22 protein-coding genes, 4 tRNA genes and 1 other annotated feature are annotated in these 22,848 nt (G+C 50.3%); of the genes, 6 read left to right on the top strand and 20 right to left on the bottom strand.

The window, feature by feature from the left end; all coding sequences use genetic code 11:
• Positions 1–342: 342 nt before the first annotated feature.
• The 3 genes from raiA to pheA all read left to right on the top strand — a co-directional run bounded on the left by raiA (position 343) and on the right by pheA (position 2,086).
• The gene (raiA, locus tag FBY13_RS14950; protein ID WP_063880704.1) at positions 343–675 is read left to right on the top strand and encodes a ribosome-associated translation inhibitor RaiA; all 333 of its coding nucleotides are present in this window, start codon (positions 343–345) and stop codon (positions 673–675) included.
• Between the two features lie 101 nt (positions 676–776).
• Positions 777–900, top strand: a sequence feature (Phe leader region).
• Positions 778–825 (top strand): hypothetical protein, encoded by a 48-nt coding sequence (locus FBY13_RS23570; RefSeq protein WP_193372328.1) that lies wholly within the window; start codon positions 778–780, stop codon positions 823–825. It overlaps the preceding feature by 48 nt.
• 22 nt (positions 901–922) lie before the next feature.
• Positions 923–2,086: a bifunctional chorismate mutase/prephenate dehydratase gene (gene pheA / locus FBY13_RS14945; RefSeq protein WP_063880705.1), complete on the top strand. Its 1,164-nt coding sequence runs from the start codon at positions 923–925 to the stop codon at positions 2,084–2,086.
• 36 nt (positions 2,087–2,122) lie between these two features.
• On the opposite strand, the gene tyrA is transcribed toward pheA, so the two are convergent.
• Positions 2,123–3,244, bottom strand: coding sequence for a bifunctional chorismate mutase/prephenate dehydrogenase (tyrA, locus tag FBY13_RS14940; RefSeq protein WP_145394525.1), 1,122 nt, complete (start codon positions 3,242–3,244; stop codon positions 2,123–2,125).
• Positions 3,245–3,250: 6 nt separating this feature from the next.
• A complete protein-coding gene (locus FBY13_RS14935) occupies positions 3,251–4,330 on the bottom strand; it encodes a 3-deoxy-7-phosphoheptulonate synthase (protein ID WP_063880707.1) in 1,080 nt (359 codons plus the stop codon).
• A 283-nt stretch (positions 4,331–4,613) separates the two neighbouring features.
• Between FBY13_RS14935 and FBY13_RS14930 the strand changes: the two genes are divergently transcribed.
• Positions 4,614–5,150 (top strand): GNAT family N-acetyltransferase, encoded by a 537-nt coding sequence (locus FBY13_RS14930; RefSeq protein ID WP_145394524.1) that lies wholly within the window; start codon positions 4,614–4,616, stop codon positions 5,148–5,150.
• Positions 5,151–5,381: 231 nt separating this feature from the next.
• On the opposite strand, the gene FBY13_RS14925 is transcribed toward FBY13_RS14930, so the two are convergent.
• The 6 genes from FBY13_RS14925 to ffh all read right to left on the bottom strand — a co-directional run bounded on the left by FBY13_RS14925 (position 5,382) and on the right by ffh (position 10,268).
• Complete coding sequence (locus FBY13_RS14925) at positions 5,382–6,374, bottom strand: DUF4917 family protein (RefSeq protein WP_145394523.1); 993 nt, start codon at positions 6,372–6,374, stop codon at positions 5,382–5,384.
• Positions 6,375–6,761: 387 nt separating this feature from the next.
• Entirely contained in the window at positions 6,762–7,109 is a 348-nt protein-coding gene (gene rplS / locus FBY13_RS14920) for a 50S ribosomal protein L19 (RefSeq protein ID WP_013026892.1), read from the bottom strand.
• A 42-nt stretch (positions 7,110–7,151) separates the two neighbouring features.
• Positions 7,152–7,913 carry a tRNA (guanosine(37)-N1)-methyltransferase TrmD gene (gene trmD / locus FBY13_RS14915; RefSeq protein WP_063880710.1) on the bottom strand — a complete coding sequence of 254 codons (762 nt, stop codon included), beginning with the start codon at positions 7,911–7,913 and terminating at the stop codon, positions 7,152–7,154.
• Positions 7,914–7,948: 35 nt separating this feature from the next.
• Positions 7,949–8,497, bottom strand: coding sequence for a ribosome maturation factor RimM (rimM, locus tag FBY13_RS14910; RefSeq protein WP_063880711.1), 549 nt, complete (start codon positions 8,495–8,497; stop codon positions 7,949–7,951).
• Between the two features lie 18 nt (positions 8,498–8,515).
• The gene (gene rpsP, locus FBY13_RS14905) at positions 8,516–8,764 is read right to left on the bottom strand and encodes a 30S ribosomal protein S16 (RefSeq protein WP_007893313.1); all 249 of its coding nucleotides are present in this window, start codon (positions 8,762–8,764) and stop codon (positions 8,516–8,518) included.
• A gap of 142 nt (positions 8,765–8,906) precedes the next feature.
• Positions 8,907–10,268: a signal recognition particle protein gene (ffh, locus tag FBY13_RS14900; protein WP_063880712.1), complete on the bottom strand. Its 1,362-nt coding sequence runs from the start codon at positions 10,266–10,268 to the stop codon at positions 8,907–8,909.
• Positions 10,269–10,435: 167 nt separating this feature from the next.
• On the opposite strand from ffh, the gene FBY13_RS14895 reads away from it, so the two are divergent.
• Both FBY13_RS14895 and FBY13_RS14890 read left to right on the top strand, forming a co-directional pair.
• Positions 10,436–11,233 (top strand): inner membrane protein YpjD, encoded by a 798-nt coding sequence (locus tag FBY13_RS14895; protein ID WP_063880713.1) that lies wholly within the window; start codon positions 10,436–10,438, stop codon positions 11,231–11,233.
• 18 nt (positions 11,234–11,251) lie between these two features.
• Complete coding sequence (locus FBY13_RS14890) at positions 11,252–12,538, top strand: HlyC/CorC family transporter (protein ID WP_109717049.1); 1,287 nt, start codon at positions 11,252–11,254, stop codon at positions 12,536–12,538.
• A gap of 160 nt (positions 12,539–12,698) precedes the next feature.
• On the opposite strand, the gene luxS is transcribed toward FBY13_RS14890, so the two are convergent.
• From luxS to recA, 12 genes are all read right to left on the bottom strand, one after another.
• Entirely contained in the window at positions 12,699–13,214 is a 516-nt protein-coding gene (luxS, locus tag FBY13_RS14885; RefSeq protein WP_063880715.1) for an S-ribosylhomocysteine lyase, read from the bottom strand.
• 152 nt (positions 13,215–13,366) lie between these two features.
• Positions 13,367–14,971, bottom strand: a complete 1,605-nt coding sequence (gene gshA / locus FBY13_RS14880; RefSeq protein WP_145394522.1) for a glutamate--cysteine ligase — start codon at positions 14,969–14,971, stop codon at positions 13,367–13,369.
• Between the two features lie 31 nt (positions 14,972–15,002).
• Complete coding sequence (locus tag FBY13_RS14875; RefSeq protein ID WP_063880717.1) at positions 15,003–15,431, bottom strand: YqaA family protein; 429 nt, start codon at positions 15,429–15,431, stop codon at positions 15,003–15,005.
• Positions 15,428–15,994 (bottom strand): fructose-1-phosphate/6-phosphogluconate phosphatase, encoded by a 567-nt coding sequence (gene yqaB, locus FBY13_RS14870; RefSeq protein WP_109717062.1) that lies wholly within the window; start codon positions 15,992–15,994, stop codon positions 15,428–15,430. Before yqaB ends, FBY13_RS14875 begins: the two co-directional genes overlap by 4 nt.
• An 836-nt stretch (positions 15,995–16,830) precedes the next feature.
• Positions 16,831–16,907 (bottom strand) — tRNA-Arg (locus FBY13_RS14865).
• Positions 16,908–17,096: 189 nt separating this feature from the next.
• Positions 17,097–17,173: transfer RNA gene (locus FBY13_RS14860), tRNA-Arg, on the bottom strand.
• 271 nt (positions 17,174–17,444) lie between these two features.
• A tRNA-Arg gene (locus FBY13_RS14855) sits at positions 17,445–17,521 on the bottom strand.
• Between the two features lie 8 nt (positions 17,522–17,529).
• Positions 17,530–17,622, bottom strand: a tRNA-Ser gene (locus tag FBY13_RS14850).
• A gap of 283 nt (positions 17,623–17,905) precedes the next feature.
• Positions 17,906–18,091 carry a carbon storage regulator CsrA gene (csrA, locus tag FBY13_RS14845; RefSeq protein WP_006120718.1) on the bottom strand — a complete coding sequence of 62 codons (186 nt, stop codon included), beginning with the start codon at positions 18,089–18,091 and terminating at the stop codon, positions 17,906–17,908.
• Positions 18,092–18,340: 249 nt separating this feature from the next.
• Positions 18,341–20,968, bottom strand: a complete 2,628-nt coding sequence (gene alaS, locus FBY13_RS14840) for an alanine--tRNA ligase (RefSeq protein WP_063880718.1) — start codon at positions 20,966–20,968, stop codon at positions 18,341–18,343.
• 128 nt (positions 20,969–21,096) lie between these two features.
• Positions 21,097–21,612, bottom strand: a complete 516-nt coding sequence (locus FBY13_RS14835; RefSeq protein WP_082875219.1) for a regulatory protein RecX — start codon at positions 21,610–21,612, stop codon at positions 21,097–21,099.
• A 114-nt stretch (positions 21,613–21,726) separates the two neighbouring features.
• Entirely contained in the window at positions 21,727–22,797 is a 1,071-nt protein-coding gene (recA, locus tag FBY13_RS14830) for a recombinase RecA (protein WP_063880719.1), read from the bottom strand.
• Between the last annotated feature and the right edge of the window lie 51 nt (positions 22,798–22,848).

Here is a 22,848-nt window from a genome sequence, read left to right as displayed (position 1 = left end):
GAGTCAGTCAGGATCTATAACAGCCAGCGTCCTCATCTGTCATTAAAATACAAAACGCCTGATGAGGTACATCAGGCGTTTTAAAAGATAAAAAAGTGTCAACCTATGCCAGGACTAGTCATGCAGAACAAGTAAAATGTTCACTTTCCTGCCGAGCTAACTCATCAAGAATGCCTTGATAATGCTTTGGCTTCAAGGCTTTTCAGCCACATTCTCGCCCTTTCTCACAATTTGCTGTAGTTGACAAAAAGTGACATTTTTTTGTGATCAAAATCACACATCTATAGGCATATCGCGCTATGCTGGATCCATTCAGACGGCAATCACAGAGAGGTAAGAATAATGATCGTGAATATTACCAGTAAGCAAATGGAAATCACTCCAGCCATCCGTGAACACGTCGAAGACCGTCTCGCCAAGTTAGAAAAATGGCAAACCGACCTGATTAACCCACATATCGTTCTGTCGAAAGAGTCCAAAGAATTTGTGGCGGACGCCACCATTAACACACCCAACGGGACACTGGTCGCCAGTGCCAAGCACGACGATATGTATACCGCTATCAACGACCTGATTAGTAAACTTGAGCGCCAACTCAACAAAGTTCAGCACAAATCTGAAGCGCGCCGTGCGGCCACCAGCGTCAAAGACTTTACGCCCGCCGCAGAAGAATAAGTTCTGCTCCAGCCTTACAGACGCGCCTACGGGCGCGTTTTTTGTTGACAGCTTTTCATCTGTGCGGTTACTCTCAGTTCAGCTTATTTTTCGGAACCTGTCATGAAAACACTGTCGTTTTTCTTCGCTTTCTTTTTTACCTTCCCCTGATTGGGAGGCCATTCGTCGTGTAAAAAGAAAGCGAAGACGAACAACAAAGCCTCCCAATCGGGAGGCTTTTTTATTGGATAGCTTACAGGTGAGCCTTATGACCCCGGACAATCCGCTTCTGGCACTGCGTGAAAAAATCAGCGCCGTTGACGAAAAACTACTGACGTTACTCGCCGAACGGCGTTTGCTGGCTGTGGAGGTGGCACAGGCGAAACTGGCAACGCACCGCCCTGTCCGCGACGTTGAACGTGAACGCGCGCTGATTGAGCACCTTATCGTGCTGGGCAAAAAACATCAGTTGGATGCCCACTACATCACTCGTCTTTTCCAGTTGGTCATTGAAGATTCGGTTCTGACACAGCAGGCGTTGCTGCAAAAAAACCTTAACCATCCTCATGCTCACGCGGCCCGCATCGCCTTCTTAGGCCCGAAAGGCTCCTATTCTCACCTTGCGGCGCGTCAGTATGCTGCACGCCATTTCAGTAATATGGTGGAGTGCGGTTGCCTGAAATTCCACGACATCATTAAACAGGTCGAAAACAACGCGGCAGATTACGCCGTCTTACCGATTGAGAACACCAGCTCCGGTTCTATCAACGACGTTTACGACCTGCTGCAACAGACCAATTTATCGATTGTGGGTGAGCTGACGCTGCCGATTGAACACTGCATGTTGGTCAGCAGTCAGAGCGATCTGGAACAGATTGAAACGGTCTACAGTCATCCGCAGCCTTTTCAGCAGACCAGCCACTTCATTAACCGCTTCCCACACTGGAAGATTGTCTATACCGAAAGCACCGCCGCAGCCATGGAAAAAGTCGCCGCACTGAACTCACCTAAGGTCGCGGCGATTGGTAGCGAAGCCGGTGGCGAGCTGTATCAGTTACAGGTGCTTGAGCGCAATCTGGCAAACCAACAGCAGAATCACACGCGCTTTATTGTGCTGGCCCGAAAATCCATCGAGGTATCCGATCAGATTTCGGCGAAAACCACGCTGATTATGGCAACCGGTCAGCAGGCAGGTGCGCTGGTTGACGCGCTGTTGGTATTACGTCAGCACAATCTGATTATGAGCAAGCTGGAATCCCGTCCGATTAACGGTAACCCATGGGAAGAGATGTTTTATCTGGATGTGCAGGGCAATCTGCAGTCTGAAAAAATGCAACAGGCACTGGAAGAGCTGCGTGCGATGACGCGTTCATTGAAAGTGCTTGGTTGTTATCCCAGTGAAAATGTCATTCCTGTCGAACCCGAGAAGTAGCCAGAAAAAAGGCATCCATCTGGATGCCTTTTTACATTACGGACGGCTGTCGTTAGCCGAGCGAAGCAAGCTTCTGCTCTCAACCAAAAAGCGTTTGGCGTGATCGCCAAACCAGTCTTCGACCCGATTAAAGCTGGCGATAAAAGCGTGTTTATCACCTTGCTCCAGCAGCGCAATGGCTTCACCAAACCGCTGATAATAGCGTTTGATAAGGTTCAGGTTATTTTCAGACGACATGATGATATCCGCATACAGCTGCGGATCCTGCGCAAACAAGCGCCCCACCATTGCCAGCTCAAGCCGGTAAATGGGCGAGGATAATGCCAGCAGCTGATCAAGATTGACGTTCTCTTCAGCCAGGTGAAGGCCATAAGCAAAAGTGGCAAAATGGCGCAGCGCCTGGATAAACGCCATGTTCTGATCGTGCTCTTCCGCCCCAATACGATGCAGGCGAGCTCCCCAGACCTGTATTTGCTCCAGCAGCCACTGATAGGCTTCGGGCTGCCGCCCATCGCACCAGACCACAACCTGTTTGGCAAGGCTGCCGCTGTCAGGTCCGAACATGGGATGCAAACCCACTACCGGTCCGCGATGCGCCGCCAGCATCGCCTGTAAAGGCCGATTCTTGACGGAAGCAAGATCCACAAGGATGCAGTCATCCGGCAGTGGAGGGAGCTGTTCAATGACCTGTTCAGTCAGATGAATGGGCACGCTGATAATCACCATACCAGCATCGCTTAACAGCGCATCGGCCCGATCCCAGTCGTCTTTATCCAGCGTTTTCACCTGGTAACCCGACAGCGTCAGCATTTTAGTAAACAGCCGCCCCATCTGGCCATTACCGCCGACGATAACCACCGGACGAAGATCGGGACGCAGCGTTTTAAACCCTTTATCGTTTTCGCTGGTATAGGATTCTCGCATCACACGGCGCAATATGTCTTCGATCAAATCGGCAGGCACACCCAGTGCTTCCGCCTCTTTGCGACGGGACGCCAGCATGGAAGCCTCCCGTTCCGGGACATAGACAGGCAAACCATGACGGCTTTTTACTTCGCCCACTTCCGCTACCAGTTCCAGACGTTTCGCCAGCAGATCCAGTAACGCTTTATCTACCGTATCAATTTGTTCGCGTAATGCGTTTAGTTCAGCCACCATTGCCCACTACACCTCGTGTGAAAGACGCGCCGACAGCACCTCGTGTAGCTCATCATGCATTTCACGCAGTAATGCCTCCGTGACGCTCCAGTTGACGCAGGCATCGGTAACAGAAACGCCGTACTTCATATCACTGCGCGGCTGCTCCGAAGACTGGTTGCCTTCGTTAATGTGGCTTTCCAGCATCAGGCCAATAATCGAACGGTTGCCTTTCTTGATCTGGTCAACGGCCGACTGAGCAACACCAGGCTGACGGCGGTAATCTTTGTCAGAATTACCGTGGCTGCAATCTATCATTAAGGCTGGACGGAGTCCCGCTTTAAGCATGGCAGTTTCACATTGTGCTACGTCTTCCGGACTGTAATTCGGCGCTTTGCCGCCGCGTAAAATCACATGCCCATCGGGATTGCCCTGGGTTTGCAGCAGGCAAACCTGGCCGGACTGATTGATGCCCACAAAGCGGTGAGGCATGGCTGCAGCGCGCATAGCGTTGATCGCCGTCCCCAAACTTCCATCCGTGCCGTTTTTAAAGCCCACCGGCATCGACAGACCCGACGCCATTTCACGGTGGGTTTGCGATTCCGTGGTACGTGCACCGATCGCCGACCAGCTAAACAGATCGCCTAAATATTGCGGGCTGTTTGGGTCCAGCGCTTCAGTAGCTAAAGGTAAGCCCATATCGACCAGGTTAACCAATAATTCACGGGCAATATGTAAACCCGCTTCCATATCGAATGAGTTATCCATGTAAGGATCGTTGATTAACCCTTTCCAGCCAACGGTGGTGCGGGGTTTCTCAAAGTAGACGCGCATAACAAGATACAGGCGATCTTTTACCTGTTCAGAGAGGCTTTGCAGACGACGGGCATAATCCAGAGCAGCTTCCGTATCGTGAATTGAGCAGGGGCCACAGACCACTAACAGGCGCGGATCACGGCCTGCAATGATATCGGCAATCGTCTGGCGCGAAGCGGCGATTTGCGCCTGCTGCGCGTTGCTCAAGGGGAATTTGTTTTTCAGCTCTTCTGGAGTAATCAACACTTGCTCATTAGCGATATGAACATTGTTTAACGCGTCTTTTTGCATCGTCCTGTCCTTTACTCTCATTTATACGGTCATGGGGTCCTCATGGAGGAGGTGCTTAACTGTATCATAAGTGGTACATCTGGCAATCCTTTGTGTACACTATATTTACCACGTTAAAAATACACCGCCAATAATCTTAATTAAATTATAAATAACAGCAACTTAATTAATACCACAAAAAGCCCCAGCTATTTTTTATTGTAAATTAAAATGTACACTCAATTTATTCCCCGGTGCAAAATCGCCTGTTAACATAAAGGGGGAAACGTACAAGGATGAGAGCATGACCCCGATGATTTCGACACTTCGCCTGCGCCCTTTCGATTTACATGATATTGAGGCTTTCACGGAAGCCGTTAACGACTCTCTGGACACATTGTTGCCCTGGATGAGTTGGGCACATCAGGATTATCAGCCGCATGAAGCCGAAAGCTGGATTCGCTTTACACACTTACAACGCGCACTTAAAGAAGCGGAAGAATTTGCCATCGTGGATGCCGAGAACCGACTGTTAGGTGGTGCAGGCTTTCGCTTTGCTAAAAAACCGGGAGAGTTTTGCGCTTTGGGGTACTGGGTTCGACGTGACGCGCAATGTCAGGGCGTTGCCACGCAGGCGGTAAAGTTGTTACTGGATTTTGGCTTCGCGCGTCCGGATGTGCAAACCATTGAACTGCTGGCGGTTGAGAACAACTATGCCAGCAGACGCGTCGCGGAAAAAAGTGGAGGCCACTTTATTGATTACCGCTATGGCGTGATTATCTTAGACAGCGGCCCGGTTAACGCGGCAATCTATCATTTTCAGCGACCTTGTTTACAATAATGCTGAGGGCACGCCTATATGAGATTACAGCAAACTGGCTATGACTCATTGATACAAAGATAACAACGATCGGTGAGGAATATATGAGCGATGCCATAACAGCTCGAAAACCACTTAATCTTGATGTTTAATTGAGACGGTAATAGTTTAATACGCGCTTTTATGCTTATTGAGATAGTCCTGTTATTACTGTGTTAATACTTTCACTTACAGATGAAGCTAACCTCTTACCTACAGCGTCTGAGAGACAGACCATACCGGCGTGGTCTGCGCATCAAAAAAATCAACGGTGCACCCATCCTTAGCTAGAAAGCGCTGAGCATTGGCCTTTACTCTTCGGTTATCAGATGAATGCTCATCGCCATAAATGCTGACATATACATGCGTTATCCCACTTTCCTGAATCTGACTAAATATATGATTGTCATTTTCGTCCAGTGAATGTCCGTATATGAATAAACAGCCTTCAAGCTCTCTTAGCGCAGAATAGCAATAGTTTAGATATTGATTATGAAGAATTTTTTCTTTCTTTTTTTCGCTTGTGGGCTCAGAAACAAACAAAGGAAATGCGCCTTCATCTAGTTTGATATGGACTTGCTCAACGATAGTATTTCCGTCATCACCACTGGCATGTTTTTTTATTAACGAACCATACTCATACAAATGTAATGCACCATGCAGGAAAAAAACCTCCTGTTCTGTGCCATATTGCTGCCACATTCGGCCAACCCTAAAACCATCATCCGTATGATAATCCTTAGGAAACAGCTCTTTTTTATTTCTTGCCCAATACATCAGCAAATCATAATTGAGGGTAAATAGTCCTTTGAATTTTGATAAGAACGCTCTTACACACGTAAATTGTTCATCAGTAATTTCATGAGGATAAGTGGGATGAGAGCTGGAGATAGCATTTATTAGCGCTTTTTTGAGTGCTTCTTGATGCTTATTGATTAAAGGCAACACGTCACTTTCTGGATCATAATGCCTCAGAATCATGCCAGCATAGTTTAATCTGTCCATGACAGACTCGAAATCGAAGGTATTAAGTTCCTTAAACAGGCCTTTAATCAGAGCGTCGTGCTCTCCGAAATTTGCATTGTCAAAAATACTGCGATAGTTAAAAATTTTTGATGACCATGCCTGAGAAAAACCATTACCCATTAATAAAGCCGGCTTTTCTCCCGCGGGTAAGGTGGCTAATGCCTGAGAAAACGTAAACATTGCTGAATCCAAGAAATTATATCATTAATAATTTTTTATATTAATACCAAAAAAAAAGCAACACTATCGCCCATTAAATCATCCAGGAAAGCATTGCTTCAACATGCATCTGTTACTTTATTTTAATAAATTATATTAACGCGACACAATATTTCTTTGTACCGGCTCCCCTTGGACTCCATCACTTTTTAATACTGGCAGAACAGGGGCAGATACTGAAATGCGGAATAACATGTAAATTAATAAATGTTTAAAATTTAGATAAAATCGCCTTTGAATAGACTTAGATTACACACAAACCGGGTGAAAACATGCATAAAAAAAGGGGCTGGCACATTGCCAACCCCTTGTTTGCTATTAACTTTTAGATGTCGCGTTAGCGATACCTTAGTTAAGACGCTCTTTGATACGAGCAGACTTACCAGTACGCTCACGCAGGTAGTACAGTTTGGCTTTACGCACAGCGCCACGACGTTTAACAGCGATGCTGTCAATTACCGGAGAGTGAGTCTGGAAGACACGCTCAACGCCTTCGCCGTTAGAAATTTTGCGAACAGTGAATGCAGAGTGCAGACCGCGGTTACGGATAGCGATAACCACGCCCTCGAATGCCTGCAGACGTTTTTTAGAACCTTCAACGACCCATACTTTCACTTCCACGGTATCACCCGGACGGAAGGAAGGTACGTCCTGTTTCATCTGCTCTTGTTCAATTTGCTTAATAATGTTGCTCATAATTAAATCTCTTATCCTGGGTAAACTGATAGTCAGGGAAGATCACTCTCCCGCATCATCGTTTTGTCGCTGGTGTTCCTGTTGGAACGCCTTAAGCAACCTTGCTTGCTCTTCAGTCAGAGCCAGGTTTTCCAGAAGTTCAGGTCTTCTCAGCCAGGTACGGCCTAGCGACTGTTTCAGACGCCACTGGCGAATATCGGCATGGTTGCCCGACAGTAAAACTGGCGGAACCTCCATCCCGTCTAACACTTCAGGTCGGGTATAGTGCGGACAATCCAGCAATCCCTCCGAGAACGAATCCTCATCGGCTGACGCCTGCTTGCCGAGGACTCCCGGGATAAACCGGGCGACTGCGTCAATCATCGTCATCGCTGGCAGTTCCCCGCCGCTGAGAACGTAATCACCAATTGACCATTCTTCATCAATTTCGGTCTGGATTACGCGCTCATCAATCCCTTCATAGCGACCACAGACAAGGATGAGCTTGTCACGTGACGCCAGTTCGCAAACGCCCTGTTGGTCCAGTTTGCGCCCCTGAGGTGAAAGATATATCACCCTGGCACCCTCTCCCGCCGCTGCTTTCGCTGCGGAGATGGCATCCCGTAAAGGTTGTACCATCATCAGCATTCCCGGTCCGCCACCATAAGGACGTTCATCCACAGTACGGTGCCGGTCGTGCGTGAAGTCACGAGGACTCCAGCTTTGAACGCTGAGCAGGCCATTTTTTACTGCCCGGCCAGTTACCCCGTAATCGGTAATAGCGCGAAACATCTCTGGAAACAGGCTAATTACACCAATCCACATCGTCTTCGCCGTTACGTTACCGTTTGATTCGGAGATCAAAAACCAGGATCCCAATCTACTTCAATAAGGCCAGTAGAGAGATCGACTTTCTTGATAACCTGTTCATCAAGAAACGGAATTAACCGCTCCTGTACACCAAACGCATCTTTCAGGTTTGCCTTCACGACGAGAACGTCGTTCGAACCGGTTTCCATCATATCGATGACTTTACCCAGCTCGTAGCCTTCAACGTTGACTACCTTGCAACCCATCAGGTCTTTCCAGTAATAATCACCGTTTTCCAGCGCAGGCAGTTGCGTCGAGTCGACCTGGATTTCGCAATTGGTCAACTGTGCCGCCGCATCCCGATCGTCAATGCCTTTAACTTTGATGATCAGGTCCTGATTGTGGTGCTTCCAACCATCCAGTTCTACCTGCTGCCATTTACCGGCGCGCTGGATAAACCAGGGTTGATAGTCAAAGATGCTTTCAGCGTCTTCAGTGGAGGAAAACACTTTGAGCCAGCCGCGAATGCCGTATGCCGCACCCATTTTACCCAGAACAATCGGGTTAACAGGTGCCTGTGCGGCAAGTTGTCTGCTCATGCTCACCACCGTGACAGATTAAGCTGCTTTCTTTGCTTCTTTGATCAGCGCGTTAACGCGATCAGAAAGCGTTGCGCCCTGGCCAACCCAGTGCTCGATACGATCCAGATCCAGACGCAGACCTTCTGCCTGACCAGATGCGATCGGGTTGAAGAAACCTACGCGCTCGATGAAGCGACCGTTGCGTGCATTGCGGCTGTCAGTGACGACGACCTGATAGAACGGACGCTTTTTAGCGCCGTGACGTGCCAAACGAATTGTTACCATAACATCCTCTTCAGTTAATAAAACACCCGGCCCCCATCGAGGAACGGGGTCCGGGTGCTGTATAAAAAGCCCGAAAATTTTACTCATTTTGGCGCAAAAAGCAACCTAAACCGAGTAATCCCAGGCTTTTTTGTGGAACCCATTAGCGTCCTGGGAAACCTGGCGGCATCATACCTTTCATGCCGCGCATCATTTTCGCCATTCCGCCCTTCTTCATTTTCTTCATCATGCGTTGCATGTCGTCGAACTGCTTCAATAAGCGGTTAACGTCCTGCACCTGCATTCCTGAACCTGTGGCAATGCGGCGTTTGCGCGAGCCTTTAATAATTTCAGGTTTCTCACGTTCTTTACGCGTCATCGAATTGATGATGGCTTCCATGCGCACCAGCACTTTGTCATCCATTTGCGATTTTACGTTGTCTGGCAGTTGCCCCATGCCTGGCAGCTTGCCCATCAGGCTCGCCATGCCGCCCATGTTACGCATCTGCTTTAACTGCTCAAGGAAGTCATTGAGATCAAAACCGTCGCCGGTTTTCAGTTTCTTCGCCAGTTTTTCTGCTTGTGCGCGGTCAACTTTGCTTTCGATATCTTCGATAAGCGACAGCACGTCGCCCATCCCGAGAATGCGCGAGGCAATGCGGTCTGGATAGAACGCTTCCAACGCATCGGTCTTCTCGCCCATCCCCATAAATTTGATCGGCTTGCCGGTGATATGACGAATCGACAGGGCAGCACCGCCGCGAGCGTCACCATCCACCTTTGTCAGAATAACCCCAGTCAGCGGCAACGCTTCATTAAAGGCTTTAGCGGTATTCGCCGCATCCTGACCGGTCATGGCATCCACGACAAACAGCGTTTCAACCGGATTAATCGCGGCATGAACCTGTTTGATTTCGTCCATCATCGCTTCGTCTACGTGCAGACGACCCGCGGTATCCACCAGCAATACATCATAAAACTTGAGTTTGGCTTCACGCAGCGCGTTATTAACGATATCAACGGGCTTCTGGCTCACATCCGATGGGCAGAAATCCACACCGACCTGCTGCGCCAGCGTTTCGAGCTGTTTAATCGCCGCCGGGCGATAAACGTCCGCAGAGACGACCAGCACTTTTTTCTTGTGCTTTTCACGCAGGAATTTACCCAGCTTACCTACACTGGTGGTTTTACCCGCACCCTGCAGACCGGCCATCAGCACAACAGCCGGTGGCTGTGCGGCAAGATCCAGCGCGTTGTTTTCAGCACCCATTGCCGTAACCAGTTCGTTACGGACGATTTTGATAAATTCCTGGCCCGGCGTCAGGCTTTTGTTGACGTCGTGGCCTACCGCGCTCTCTTTGACGCGATTAATGAAGTCACGCACCACCGGCAGCGCAACGTCAGCTTCCAGCAGCGCCATGCGAACTTCGCGCAGCGTGTCTTTAATGTTGTCTTCAGTCAGCCTTCCGCGGCCGCTGATATTGCGCAGGGTTTGCGACAAACGATCGGTTAAATTGTCAAACATTGTCTCTCACTTAAAAAAAATCGCGAGGCGCCATATCGGCAGAATGCGGCGGATTATAACACGAAGCAGTGGCGATCTCTTCAATTCCACCTCAGATCGTTTGGAGCCTGCTGCTGCTGGCGCTATACTGCCCTTTTCCTTTATCTGACTGATGCCTGAAAGGAACTATGTCCGTTTTCGCGATTGTGGCGCTGTTCGCCTACTCCCTGAGTCTTGCACTCATTATCCCCAGCCTGTTGAAGCGTCAAAGCGGCTGGCGCAGATTAGCTGTGCTGTCAGCCTGTGTGGCGTTAGTGACACATGCTGTCGCCCTGCAGCAACGTATATTTGCTGTCGATGGCGGACAAAATCTCAGCCTGCTCAATATTGGCTCCCTTGTCAGCCTGCTGATCTGTTCGATCATGACCATTGTTGCCTCGCGAAATCGCGGCTGGTTGCTGCTGCCGATTGTCTATAGCTTTGCGTTAATCAACCTGGCCTTTGCCACGTTTGTGCCAAATGCGTTTATTACGCATCTTGAAACCACGCCTGGCATCATGATTCACATTGGCCTGTCGCTGTTTGCCTATGCGACACTGATTATTGCGGCGTTGTACGCGTTGCAGCTCGCGTGGATCGATTACCAGTTAAAAAACAAAAAGCTGGCTTTCACTCAGGATATGCCGCCGCTGCTTACCATTGAACGTAAGATGTTCCACATTACGCAGGTTGGCGTTGTATTGCTGACGTTGGTGTTGTGCACTGGCCTGTTCTACATGCACGACCTGTTCAGCGCCGAAAACGTGGATAAGGCCGTGTTGTCAATTATTGCCTGGTTTGTCTACATCGTTTTGCTCTGGGGCCACTATCATGAAGGCTGGCGCGGTCGCCGCGTAGTGTGGTTTAACTGCAGCGGCGCACTGCTGCTCACGATGGCTTACTTTGGCAGTCGCGTACTTCAGCACCTGCTTGTTCACAGTTCTTAATAAAAAGGAAGTTTTGCGGTGGAACATGTTTCGACCACGACCCTGATTGTCACACTCATCATTATGGTGCTGGTTTCAGCCTACTTCTCCGGCTCTGAAACCGGCATGATGACACTCAATCGTTATAAATTGCGCCATCAGGCTAAGCATGGCCATCGCGCAGCCCGCCGCGTCGAAAAATTGTTAAAGCGTCCGGATCGTCTTATCAGTCTGGTCCTGATCGGTAATAACCTGGTCAACATTCTGGCGTCCGCCATTGGGACCATTGTGGGAATGCGTCTGTATGGCGATGCAGGCGTTGCCATCGCGACCGGTATCCTGACATTTGTCGTGCTGGTCTTTGCCGAAGTCCTGCCAAAAACGGTCGCCGCGCTTTATCCAGAAAAAGTCGCTTATCCCAGTAGTTTTCTGCTCGGTCCGCTGCAATACGTCATGCTGCCGCTGGTCTGGTTGCTGAATACCATTACCCGCCTGTTGATGCGCCTGGTGGGCATCCGGGCGGATGGTGCGATTAGTTCTGCCCTCAGCAAAGAAGAACTGCGTACCATTGTCTATGAGTCGCGTACACACATGTCGCGCCGTAATCAGGATATGTTGCTGTCCGTACTCGACCTGGAGAAGGTCAGTGTGGACGACATCATGGTGCCGCGTAATGAAATTGTCGGTATTAACATCAACGATGACTGGAAGTCGGTGATTCGTCAGTTAAGCCATTCACCGCACGGCCGCATTGTCCTGTTCCGTGATTCGCTGGATGACTGTGTCGGAATGCTGCGCGTGCGCGAAGCCTGGCGCATGATGACCGAGAAAAAAGAGTTTACGAAAGAGATGCTGCTACGTGCCGCCGACGAGATCTACTACATTCCCGAAGGCACGCCGCTCAACATGCAACTGGTGAAGTTTCAGCGTAACAAGAAAAAAACGGGCCTGGTGGTGGATGAATACGGCGACATTAAGGGCCTGATTTCGATAGAAGATATTCTGGAAGAGATCGTCGGCGATTTCACGACGTCGATGTCCCCTTCACTGGCTGAAGAAGTGATGCCGCAAAACGATGGCTCGGTGCTGATTGAAGGCAGCGCCAATATTCGTGAGATTAATAAAGTCTTTAACTGGCAACTGCCGGAGCAGGAAGCTCGCACCATTAACGGTATGTTGCTGGAAGCGCTGGAAGAGATCCCCACCGTTAACACACGCGTCCGGGTGAATCACTATGATGTGGATATCCTGGATGTGCAGGATAATATGATTAAGCAGGTTCGCATTACCCCGCGGACACCGCTTAAGCAATCCGTCGGTTCCTGATGCAGAAAAACCGCCTTTAAAGGCGGTTTTTTTTCGTCACAACCTGTGCCACTTCATGGCTGGCAACAGTCGCCGCCATGCGTGACACCGTTGTTTTAGCTGCGCAATAAAAAACGCCGCTAACAGGCGGCGTTTTACTGTCAGAACAGCCGAAGCCAGACTAGATGTGCAGTTCTTTCAGTTTTTCGGCAGGCAGTTTCAGATCGTCGTTATGGTTCACGCCGATATCCTGCGCCAGCACGTTGCGGGCAATTTGCTGCGCTTCATCCAGTGAGTGCAGCTTATAGCTACCACACTGATATTCATTCAGCTCAGGGATCTGGTTCTGATCTTTCACCTTCAGAACGTCCTCCATCGCGCCTTTCCAGGCTTGTGCCACACGCTGCTCGTCTGGTGTGCCAATCAGGCTCATATAGAAACCTGTACGGCAACCCATAGGCGAAATATCGACAATCTCCACGCCGTTACCGTTGAGATGGTTACGCATAAAGCCTGCAAACAGGTGCTCCAGCGTGTGAATACCGCGTTCAGTCAGGATGTCGATATTCGGGCGACAAAAGCGCAGGTCGAAAACAGTAATCGTATCGCCATGGGGAGTCTTCATGGTTTTTGCAACACGAACCGCAGGCGCGGCCATGATGGTGTGATCAACAGTAAAACTATCCAGTAATGGCATACGTCACCTCTTGGTCTGAAAAATTTTTTTAGGAACGATGAAACTTTTCCGATCGCCCAGCGTCTGAATATATGAAAGACGCGCATTTGTTATCATCCATCCCTGACAACAGAGATGTTAATTTGGCCACATTGATGTGGCCTTTTTCTTTTCTACCCTTCCCGGCCAGCCAGATAGGTTTCAAAATCTAACGTATCATTCGCTTCAAGCTGCTGCTGCGCGGCGACGGATTCCTGCGCCTGACGCGCGAAGTCTTCCGGCTTCAGCACTTCCAGTGGCTCGTTGATAAGCAACTGCCGATACTGTTCTGCCAGGGCAATCCCCGTACCGGTTACGCCGTTTTCTTTCATCGCATGAAGAATACGCGCCGAATAGGTTAGCTCAGGATCGTCAAAGGATGCCACTAGTTCGTCGCAGACTTGCTGATATTCTGTAGTCCCCTGATTACTGTCCAATGCTTCTGCAACGCGGCGCAAATCGGCAAACAGGGTTTTCCCCATCTCGACCAGCGAGTACTCTGCTTCACCACAGCCAACGGCGATTTTAAGGTCTGGTTTACGCCCTTCAAGCACCACACGGTTCCAGTTCTGCCGACTGCACTGTAATTCATCAGCGCTCATTTCTGGCGCGTCTGCCAGCGTACACCAAATCAGGAACAGATCGAGGAACCGCACCTGGTTTTCATCCACACCGATGGGTGAGAAGGGATTGATGTCCATTGAACGCACTTCTATGTACTCGATGCCGCCACGTAGTAGGGCATCAGAAGGCGCTTCTCCGGACCGGGTAACGCGCTTTGGTCGAATCGGGGCGTAGAGTTCGTTTTCAATCTGCAGAACGTTGGTGTTCAGCTGTAACCAGTTCCCCGCTGCATCCTGGGTGCCCATCTTCACGAAGTCTTCCGAGGGCGTTTTAATCGCTTTTTTCAGGGCGCTGACATAGCCCTCAAGTGAGTTAAACGTAATACCCAATGAGCTTTGCGACTTATTGGTATAACCCAGGTCGCTCAGGCGCAACGAGGTTGCATAGGGCAGCCACAGCGTACCTTTCTTATCCGTATCAAAGGGTAGCGCGCTTTCTTTGCCCTGCAGGAAGCTGGAGCAAATCGCAGGCGATGCGCCAAACAGATAAGGAATGATCCAGCCAAAGCGATAATAGTTTCGGATCAGCCGCAGGTAGCCGGCAGAAATGGTGTCTTTCCCGCTCTCGTAATCTTTTACGTCCGCCCACGCCTGCCAGAATGACAGTGGCAGCGAGAAATTATAATGAATCCCGGAGATGGTTTGCATCAGCGCACCATAGCGGTTTTTCAGCCCCTGGCGATAAAGGGTTTTCATACGACCAATGTTGGATTTGCCATATTGCGCCAGCGTAATGTTATCCGCATCCTCAATCAGGCAAGGCATGCTGAAAGGCCACATGCGCTCTTCACCGAGCTCGCTGGCAACATGACGATGGACATCACGCAAAAATGCGAGCATATGGTCGATGCTGTGATCAACCGGGGTGATAAACTCCAGCAGTGTTTCAGCAAAGTCGGTGGTAATCCAGTCATGCTTAAGGGCCGAACCCAGCGACTCAGGATGAGCCGTCGTCGCAAGATGACCATCTGGCTGCACACGCAGCGTTTCACGCTCAATGCCACGACCAATGCCTTTCAGTGCATCAGGATGCGCTTCCAGCCAGGACAACGCTTTTGATACGTCGGGGATCACATTAACCTCCCGCTGTGTGAATAATTTATTTTTGTTCAGCATAGTGTTAACCCTAGCCCCGAATCTGTACGAATCAATGCCACCATTCCATGCCCTGTAATGTGGCGGTCGCAATAACGATGTAACGCAGCGTTTTACCGATAGCCAGAAACAGCACCGAAGGTAACCAGGCAAAGCGTAACCAGCCTGCGAGGACGCAGAGCAGATCGCCTATAACCGGTAGCCAACTCAACAACAGCGCTGCCGGCCCCAGCCGTTGCAACCACGTCATTGCTGTCTCATGCCATCGCCCCTGACGTTTTAACGGCAATAAGCGACCCAAAATTATGTTGGTCAAGCCACCCAGGGTATTCCCTAACGATGCGACTAAAATCAACCCGTAAACTGATGCGCTTTTCGCGATCAGTAATGCAACCAACAGCGCCTCAGAGCTACCTGGAAGGAGCGTTGCACTGAGAAAGCTGCTGCTAAATAAAGACACATAAGCCAGCGTTTCGCTCACAGCTGGCGAACATCAACCACGGCCATACCTGCGGCCTTTGCTGCCTGCACGCCAAAATCAGCGTCTTCGAATACCACACAACGTGTCGGTTCAACGCCCAGTAACGCCGCACAGCGCAAGAACGTTTCAGGCTCAGGCTTATGATGTTCGACGTCATCCGCCCCCACCACCGCCGAGAAAAGCTCCCTGACGCCCAGGTGATTAAGAAGTGCATCTGCCATGGCGCGCTGGCTACCGGTTCCGACAGCCATGGGTCGACGGCCATGATAAGCCTTAACGACGTCCATTAGCGGAAGCGGCTGGACGTTATCCAGCAGCATCGCTTTGACCGCTGCCGTTTTTTCCGCGGCGAGCGCATAAGGATCGTGATCTGACTGATTGGTTTCGACAATTAACTGCGCCAGCCGCCATGACGGCGCACCATTGAAATCCATCATGCGCGTTTCATCGAACGCCAGTTCATAACGCGCCAGCACCTGACGCCACGCTTTTCGATGTGTCGGTTCAGTATCAAGAATAGTACCGTCCATATCGAAAATCAGGGCGTCGTATTGATCGTAGATTGTCACAGAGGACCTCCAACAAATGAGCCACTACTTTAGCTGAATGTGCGTAGGTTGTCGCCAGGCGGGATGAACAGCAAATGCTTTGAAAGCATTAGCAATTTTAGTTTTCGGATAAAGGTGAGCGGGTTGGAAAGCCTGTAAGGTCGCGAATTCCCAGTGATTTTGTGAGGTAAGTTGAAGATCAGCGTTGCGCTAAGAAACGCATAAGAGATTAACGGAAGAGCGTAGAAAACTTAACACAGCGCTAAATGTTGACCTGCCTGAAAACGGCTATCGCACGGACGAATTTGAACCGGGACAGTTCAGACGGTGTAAAACGGGCCTGTGAAGAGAAAAAGGAAGACTGGCGAAGATATGTCAGTCATGCCGCTAACGGGCGCTGAGGAGCTAAAGAGATAACGATCTGTTTGTCCTGCATGGTACGAACGGGGGGAAGGTTGTTTGTTATCTGGCTGTACGCACATCCGGTCAGGACAGAGAGAGAAGGAGAAGGGTTTCGCTTTAGAAGTGTAGAAGATGGTGCATCCGGGAGGATGACTCGGCTGTTGCCTCGCGCTGCGGGCCGTTGCTGAAGCAACGTTATCCTCCCTAGTATTTGCTGTAAATACGTCAGGATATGGATAGAGGGATTTTGCTTTAGCTTTAGCTTTAGCTTTAGAAGTGCAAATAGGGGGAATTTCGCTTTAGAAATGCAGAATATGGTGCATCCGGGAGGATGACTCGGCTGTAGCCTCGCCCTGCGGGCCGTCGCTGAAGCAACGTTATCCTCCCTGGTATTTGCTGTAAATACGTCAGGACAGGACAGAAGGATTTCGCTTTAGAAGTCTAGAATATGGTGCATCCGGGAGGATTCGAACCTCCGACCGCTCGGTTCGTAGCCGAGTACTCTATCCAGCTGAGCTACGGATGCATTGAAAATCTTTTATGGACTGACAGAAATCAACCTGAGGGTAATACGAAGAATGGTGCATCCGGGAGGATTACCAGGCTTGCGCCTTGCCCTGTGGGCCGTTGCTGAAGCAACGTTATCCTCACTGGTTCTGACTGACAAATCGATGATGTCTTACAGACCAGGAACACACCTCCATACTCTGAAGTATGGTGCATCCGGGAGGATTCGAACCTCCGACCGCTCGGTTCGTAGCCGAGTACTCTATCCAGCTGAGCTACGGATGCATTATGAAATTCTTGTACAACGCAGGGTGCTAACGACTCACCATGAAGGAATTGCTAGTTCACTTTACAACTCTGTTCCGATGATGTTGTCTGCTGGCGCGTCGCCTGACATCAACATATCCATATTCAACAATATGGTGCATCCGGGAGGATTATTCGGCTGACGCCTCACCCTATGGGCCGTTGCTAAAGCAACGTTATCTTCCCTTGTTCTGACTGACATATCGACGATGCCTTGCAGAACACTCATACACGTCCATATCGAAAAACATGGTGCATCCGGGAGGATTCGAACCTCCGACCGCTCGGTTCGTAGCCGAGTACTCTATCCAGCTGAGCTACGGATGCATCGGAAATGGCGGTGAGGGAGGGATTCGAACCCTCGATACAGCTTTTGACCGTATACTCCCTTAGCAGGGGAGCGCCTTCAGCCTCTCGGCCACCTCACCTTACGCGTTCTTCCGAACTGTGCTTCTGAACTTTGTTTCTGCTCATCGGCACTGCGTGGCGCACATATTACTTTCCCGCACTTATAAGTCAAACAATTTTTCGGAAGGTTTTTTCCGTTTGCACAAATGACAGGCAATTGGGACAAAATGACGGCAAAAAGAGTGAATAATCAACAATGAAAGATGATGAAGTTAACAAAAATGGGAGATGAGGAGTAAAAAGAAAACGAAGAGGCAGAGAAACAAGGGTAGCGTCTCGCACAGGTGCGAGACGCTGAATCTGTCAAACGTTGGTTTGTTGTGTTTTTTCGGCCTGGATGCGCTGATAGATCTCTTCGCGATGCACAGACACTTCTTTTGGTGCGTTAACACCAATGCGGACCTGGTTACCTTTGACACCCAGTACCGTTACAGTCACCTCATCGCCAATCATGAGGGTTTCACCAACTCGACGAGTTAGAATAAGCATTCTTTGCTCCTTGAAAGATTAAAAGAGTCGGGCTTATGAAGCTTCCCGGCGTTATCCATCACTTAACGCTGCACACAGGCTATGAGAAATACACCATTGCACATCAACGCGCCAATACATTCTGCTGATAAATAGTTTAGCCGAAATACGCTACATCAACCCGACTTTGTCACTAGCAAATTTAACATCGTATTAAAAAGCGCCGGAACATCAGTTCTGGCGCTTGCTACGATGAATTATTTTATTTCATTACAGACGGCTCGAAACCCATCCTTCAACGCCTGCCAGCGCACCTTTCAGTGCAGTAGCATCACTGCCACCTGCCTGCGCCATGTCCGGTCGGCCACCGCCCTTACCTCCTACTTTAGGTGCAAGTTCGGCAATCAGCTCCCCGGCTTTTACGCGGTCGGTTAAATCTTTCGTTACGCCAGCAATCAGTGACACTTTGCCATCCGCTACCGTAGCCAACACGATAATCGCTGAGCCCAGTTGGTTTTTAAGATCATCCACCATGGTTCTCAACATTTTCGGATCGGTATTGCTCAACTCAGTCACCAGCAGCTTAACGCCTTTGACGTCAACCGCATGATTACCCAGTTGTGCACTTTCCTGCGCTGCCTGCTGATCGCGTAACTGCTGTAACTCTTTCTCCAGCGAACGCAGATGATCAACCAGACCGCGCACTTTTTCATTCAGGTTACTGCTGTTGGCTTTCACCAGGTGGGCAATGTCCTGCAGTTGGCTACTCTGAGCGTACACCTGCGCCAGCGCCGCTTCACCTGTTATCGCCTCTATACGGCGAATCCCTGCGGCAGTACCGGACTCGGCCTGAATGCGGAACAGACCGATATCACCCGTACGCGCAGCGTGCGTACCGCCACACAGCTCAACCGAGAAATCCCCCATGGTCAGAACGCGTACGCGCTGATCGTATTTTTCACCGAACAGGGCCATCGCGCCCTTGGCTTTTGCCGCCTCAAGATCCATCACATTGGTTTCAACGGGCAAATTGCGACGGATCTGGGCGTTAACAATGTCTTCGACCTGACGAATCTCCTGAGGTTTCATGGCCTCAAAGTGTGAGAAGTCAAAACGCAGGTATTTATCGTTTACCAGAGAGCCTTTCTGGGCGACATGTTCACCCAGAACCTGACGCAGTGCAGCATGCAGCAGGTGAGTGGCGGAGTGGTTCAGACGAATACGCGCACGACGCGCCTCATCAACCACAGCCTCAAGACGGTCACCAATGCGTAATTGTCCGCTGCTCAGTTTGCCAATATGACCAATAGCCTGACCATATTTTTGTGTGTCCTGTACACTAAACAGCGCGTTGCTACCTTTCAGCTCGCCCGTATCGCCGACCTGGCCGCCAGATTCGCCGTAAAAAGGGGTTTCATCCAGCACAACCACTGCATCCTGACCGGCTGTCACGGCGTCAACGGCTTCACCCGCGACGAACAGTGCCTTAACGGTCGCCGACAGGTCGAGTTGGTCATAGCCTTTAAACGATGAGGCGGCGTCGATACGAATGACATTGCTGTAATCGGCGCCAAAGCCACTGGCTTCACGTGCGCGCTGACGCTGCTGTTCCATAGCCTGTTCAAAACCGGCTTCATCGATTTTGAGATTGCGCTCACGGCAGACATCGGCCGTCAAATCAGCAGGGAAACCAAAGGTATCGTACAAGCGGAAGACGGTTTCACCATCCAACGTATCACCCTGCAGTTTCGCCAGTTCGTCGTCCAGAAGCGCCAGGCCACGCTCAAGCGTTTTAGCAAACTGCTCTTCTTCACTTTTCAGAACGTTCTCAACCTGAGCCTGTTGCCGCTGTAGCTCTTCCCCTGCTGCTCCCATCACCTCAACCAGTGGCGCAACCAGCTTGTAGAAGAACGCGTCTTTAGCCCCCAGCATATTGCCGTGACGCACCGCGCGACGAATGATACGACGCAGGACATAGCCACGGTTTTCATTCGAAGGGATCACGCCATCAGCGATCAGGAATGCACAGGAACGAATATGGTCGGCAATCACGCGCAGCGATTTGTTGTTCAGGTCGGTTGCACCGGTAACCTGTGCGACCGCTTCAATCAACTTCTGGAACAGGTCGATCTCATAGTTCGAATTAACATGTTGCAGCACCGCCGTGATGCGTTCCAGCCCCATCCCGGTATCAACCGATGGCTTAGGTAATGGCAGCATGGTGCCGTCAGCCTGACGGTTAAACTGCATGAAGACGATATTCCAGATCTCAATGTAGCGATCGCCATCCTCTTCAGGGCTGCCTGGCGGTCCACCCCAAATATGATCGCCGTGATCGTAGAAAATTTCGCTGCAGGGACCGCAAGGGCCGGTATCGCCCATCTGCCAGAAGTTATCCGACGCGTAGGCGCTGCCCTTATTGTCACCGATACGGATAATACGCTCACGGGGAACGCCAATCTCGTTGGCCCAGATATCGTAAGCTTCGTCATCGGTTTCATACACGGTGACCCACAAACGCTCTTTAGGCAGCTTAAACCACTGCTCGCCGGTCAGGAGTTCCCAGGCAAATGCGATAGCTTCCTTTTTGAAGTAGTCGCCAAAGCTGAAGTTGCCCAGCATTTCAAAGAAAGTGTGATGGCGCGCTGTGTAGCCGACGTTTTCAAGGTCATTGTGTTTCCCACCAGCACGTACGCAACGTTGTGACGTCGTTGCTCGTGTGTAGTCGCGCTTGTCCTGACCGAGAAACACGTCTTTAAACTGGTTCATGCCGGCGTTAGTAAACAGCAACGTCGGATCGTTGTTAGGCACCAGGGAGCTGCTTGCTACAACCTGATGTCCCTTACTATTGAAAAAGTCGAGAAACGCTTGACGGATCTCAGCAGTGCTCTTGCTCATATATATCCTGGAATCACGCTAACGAAAGGTCCTTCTTTATCAGGCGTGCCGCATCGTTACGGCAGCAAGCTTGAGGAACCAAAAGGGGTAAGATAAATATTCTTCGGGGGGAAGTAAAATCACATCGGCTATTCGTCGTCAAAATTTCTGAAAACCTGCTGAATATCTTCACTCAGGAAGCCTTTAGCATGCAGGAAGCGCTGTACTTTCGCTTTTTCTTTCCATTCAGTCGGCAAAGGATGGCCAAACTTCTTTTCTGCAAGTTCAGCCGCACAGGCCGACCAGTCAATCTCGGTCTCTTCCATGGCAAGATCAATCGCCTCGCGGCCGATGCCCTTTTGCGCCAGCTCAAGCCTGATGCGTTGCGAGCCAAATCCCTTACGGCTTCGGCTCTGGATAAACCGCGCGGTAAAACGCTCATCATTTAACCAGCCGTTTTCACTGCACCAGTTCAGCACCTTTTCCAACAGCTCGGGCGTAATGATTTCGGGATCTTTTTGTTTTATCCACGCACTACGCTGAGCAGACAGCTGGAGTTTCTGTTTAAGTTCTTCGCGGCTGTGGTCACGCTGGCCCAGCAGGCGCATCGCGCGATCCAACAGGCGTGAAAATGAGATGACTTGTGGCTGAGGTTGTTCAGACATACTGCGCACCTTTTACAAACGGAGTGAGAGTATGGCGGGAGATGGGGACAGAGGAAAGGCAAGTGAGGCTTTAATGTCAAACAGGAGCGGATTTTTCCGCTCCTGTCTCAGGCTTTAATAGTCTTCGTTGGCTTCGCTTGCCGCGTTCTCAACTTCATTGGCTGAAGCGCCGGCTGCGATATTTTGATCGCCACCGTTAAGCAGCATCTCGCGCAGTTTCACATCCAGCTCGTCGGCTATCGCCGCGTTTTCTTTCAGGAAATTGCCTGCGTTTGCCTTGCCCTGACCAATCTTATCGCCTTTGTAGCTGTACCATGCACCGGCTTTTTCAATCAGCTTGTGCTTCACGCCAAGATCCACCAGTTCACCGAAGGTGTTGATACCTTCACCGTACATAATCTGGAACTCGGCTTGCTTAAATGGCGCAGCAATTTTGTTCTTAACGACCTTAACGCGTGTTTCGCTACCCACAACGTTATCCCCCTCTTTAATCGCCCCAATGCGGCGAATATCAAGGCGAACAGACGCGTAGAATTTCAGCGCGTTACCACCAGTAGTGGTTTCAGGGTTACCAAACATCACACCGATTTTCATACGAATCTGGTTGATGAAGATCAGCAGCGTATTTGACTGTTTCAGGTTACCTGCCAGCTTACGCATTGCCTGGCTCATCATACGTGCCGCCAGGCCCATATGTGAGTCACCGATTTCACCTTCGATTTCGGCTTTTGGCGTCAGCGCTGCTACGGAGTCAACGATAATCACGTCAACGGCGCCAGAGCGGGCCAGCGCATCACAAATTTCGAGCGCCTGCTCGCCGGTATCCGGCTGCGAACACAACAGGTTGTCGATATCAACGCCCAGCTTCTTGGCATAAATCGGATCCAGTGCGTGCTCGGCATCGATAAAGGCACAGGTTTTGCCTTTACGTTGCGCAGCGGCAATAACCTGAAGCGTCAACGTGGTTTTACCTGAAGCCTCAGGCCCGTAGATCTCAACGATACGGCCCATGGGCAAGCCACCCGCACCTAACGCGATATCCAGTGACAGTGAACCCGTCGAGATCGTTTCCACATCCATTGAGCGGTCTTCACCCAAGCGCATGATGGAGCCTTTACCAAATTGCTTCTCAATCTGGCCGAGCGCGGCAGCTAAAGCCTTCTGTTTGTTTTCATCAATTGCCATTTCTACTCCTAATCATGCCGGGTAAACACGCACGCATGGTGCCTGTGCACT

It is taken from the genome of Pantoea sp. SJZ147, assembly GCF_007828605.1.
Taxonomy (GTDB): Bacteria; Pseudomonadota; Gammaproteobacteria; order Enterobacterales; family Enterobacteriaceae; genus Pantoea; species Pantoea allii.
This window is presented reverse-complemented; position numbering and strand designations above follow the sequence as displayed.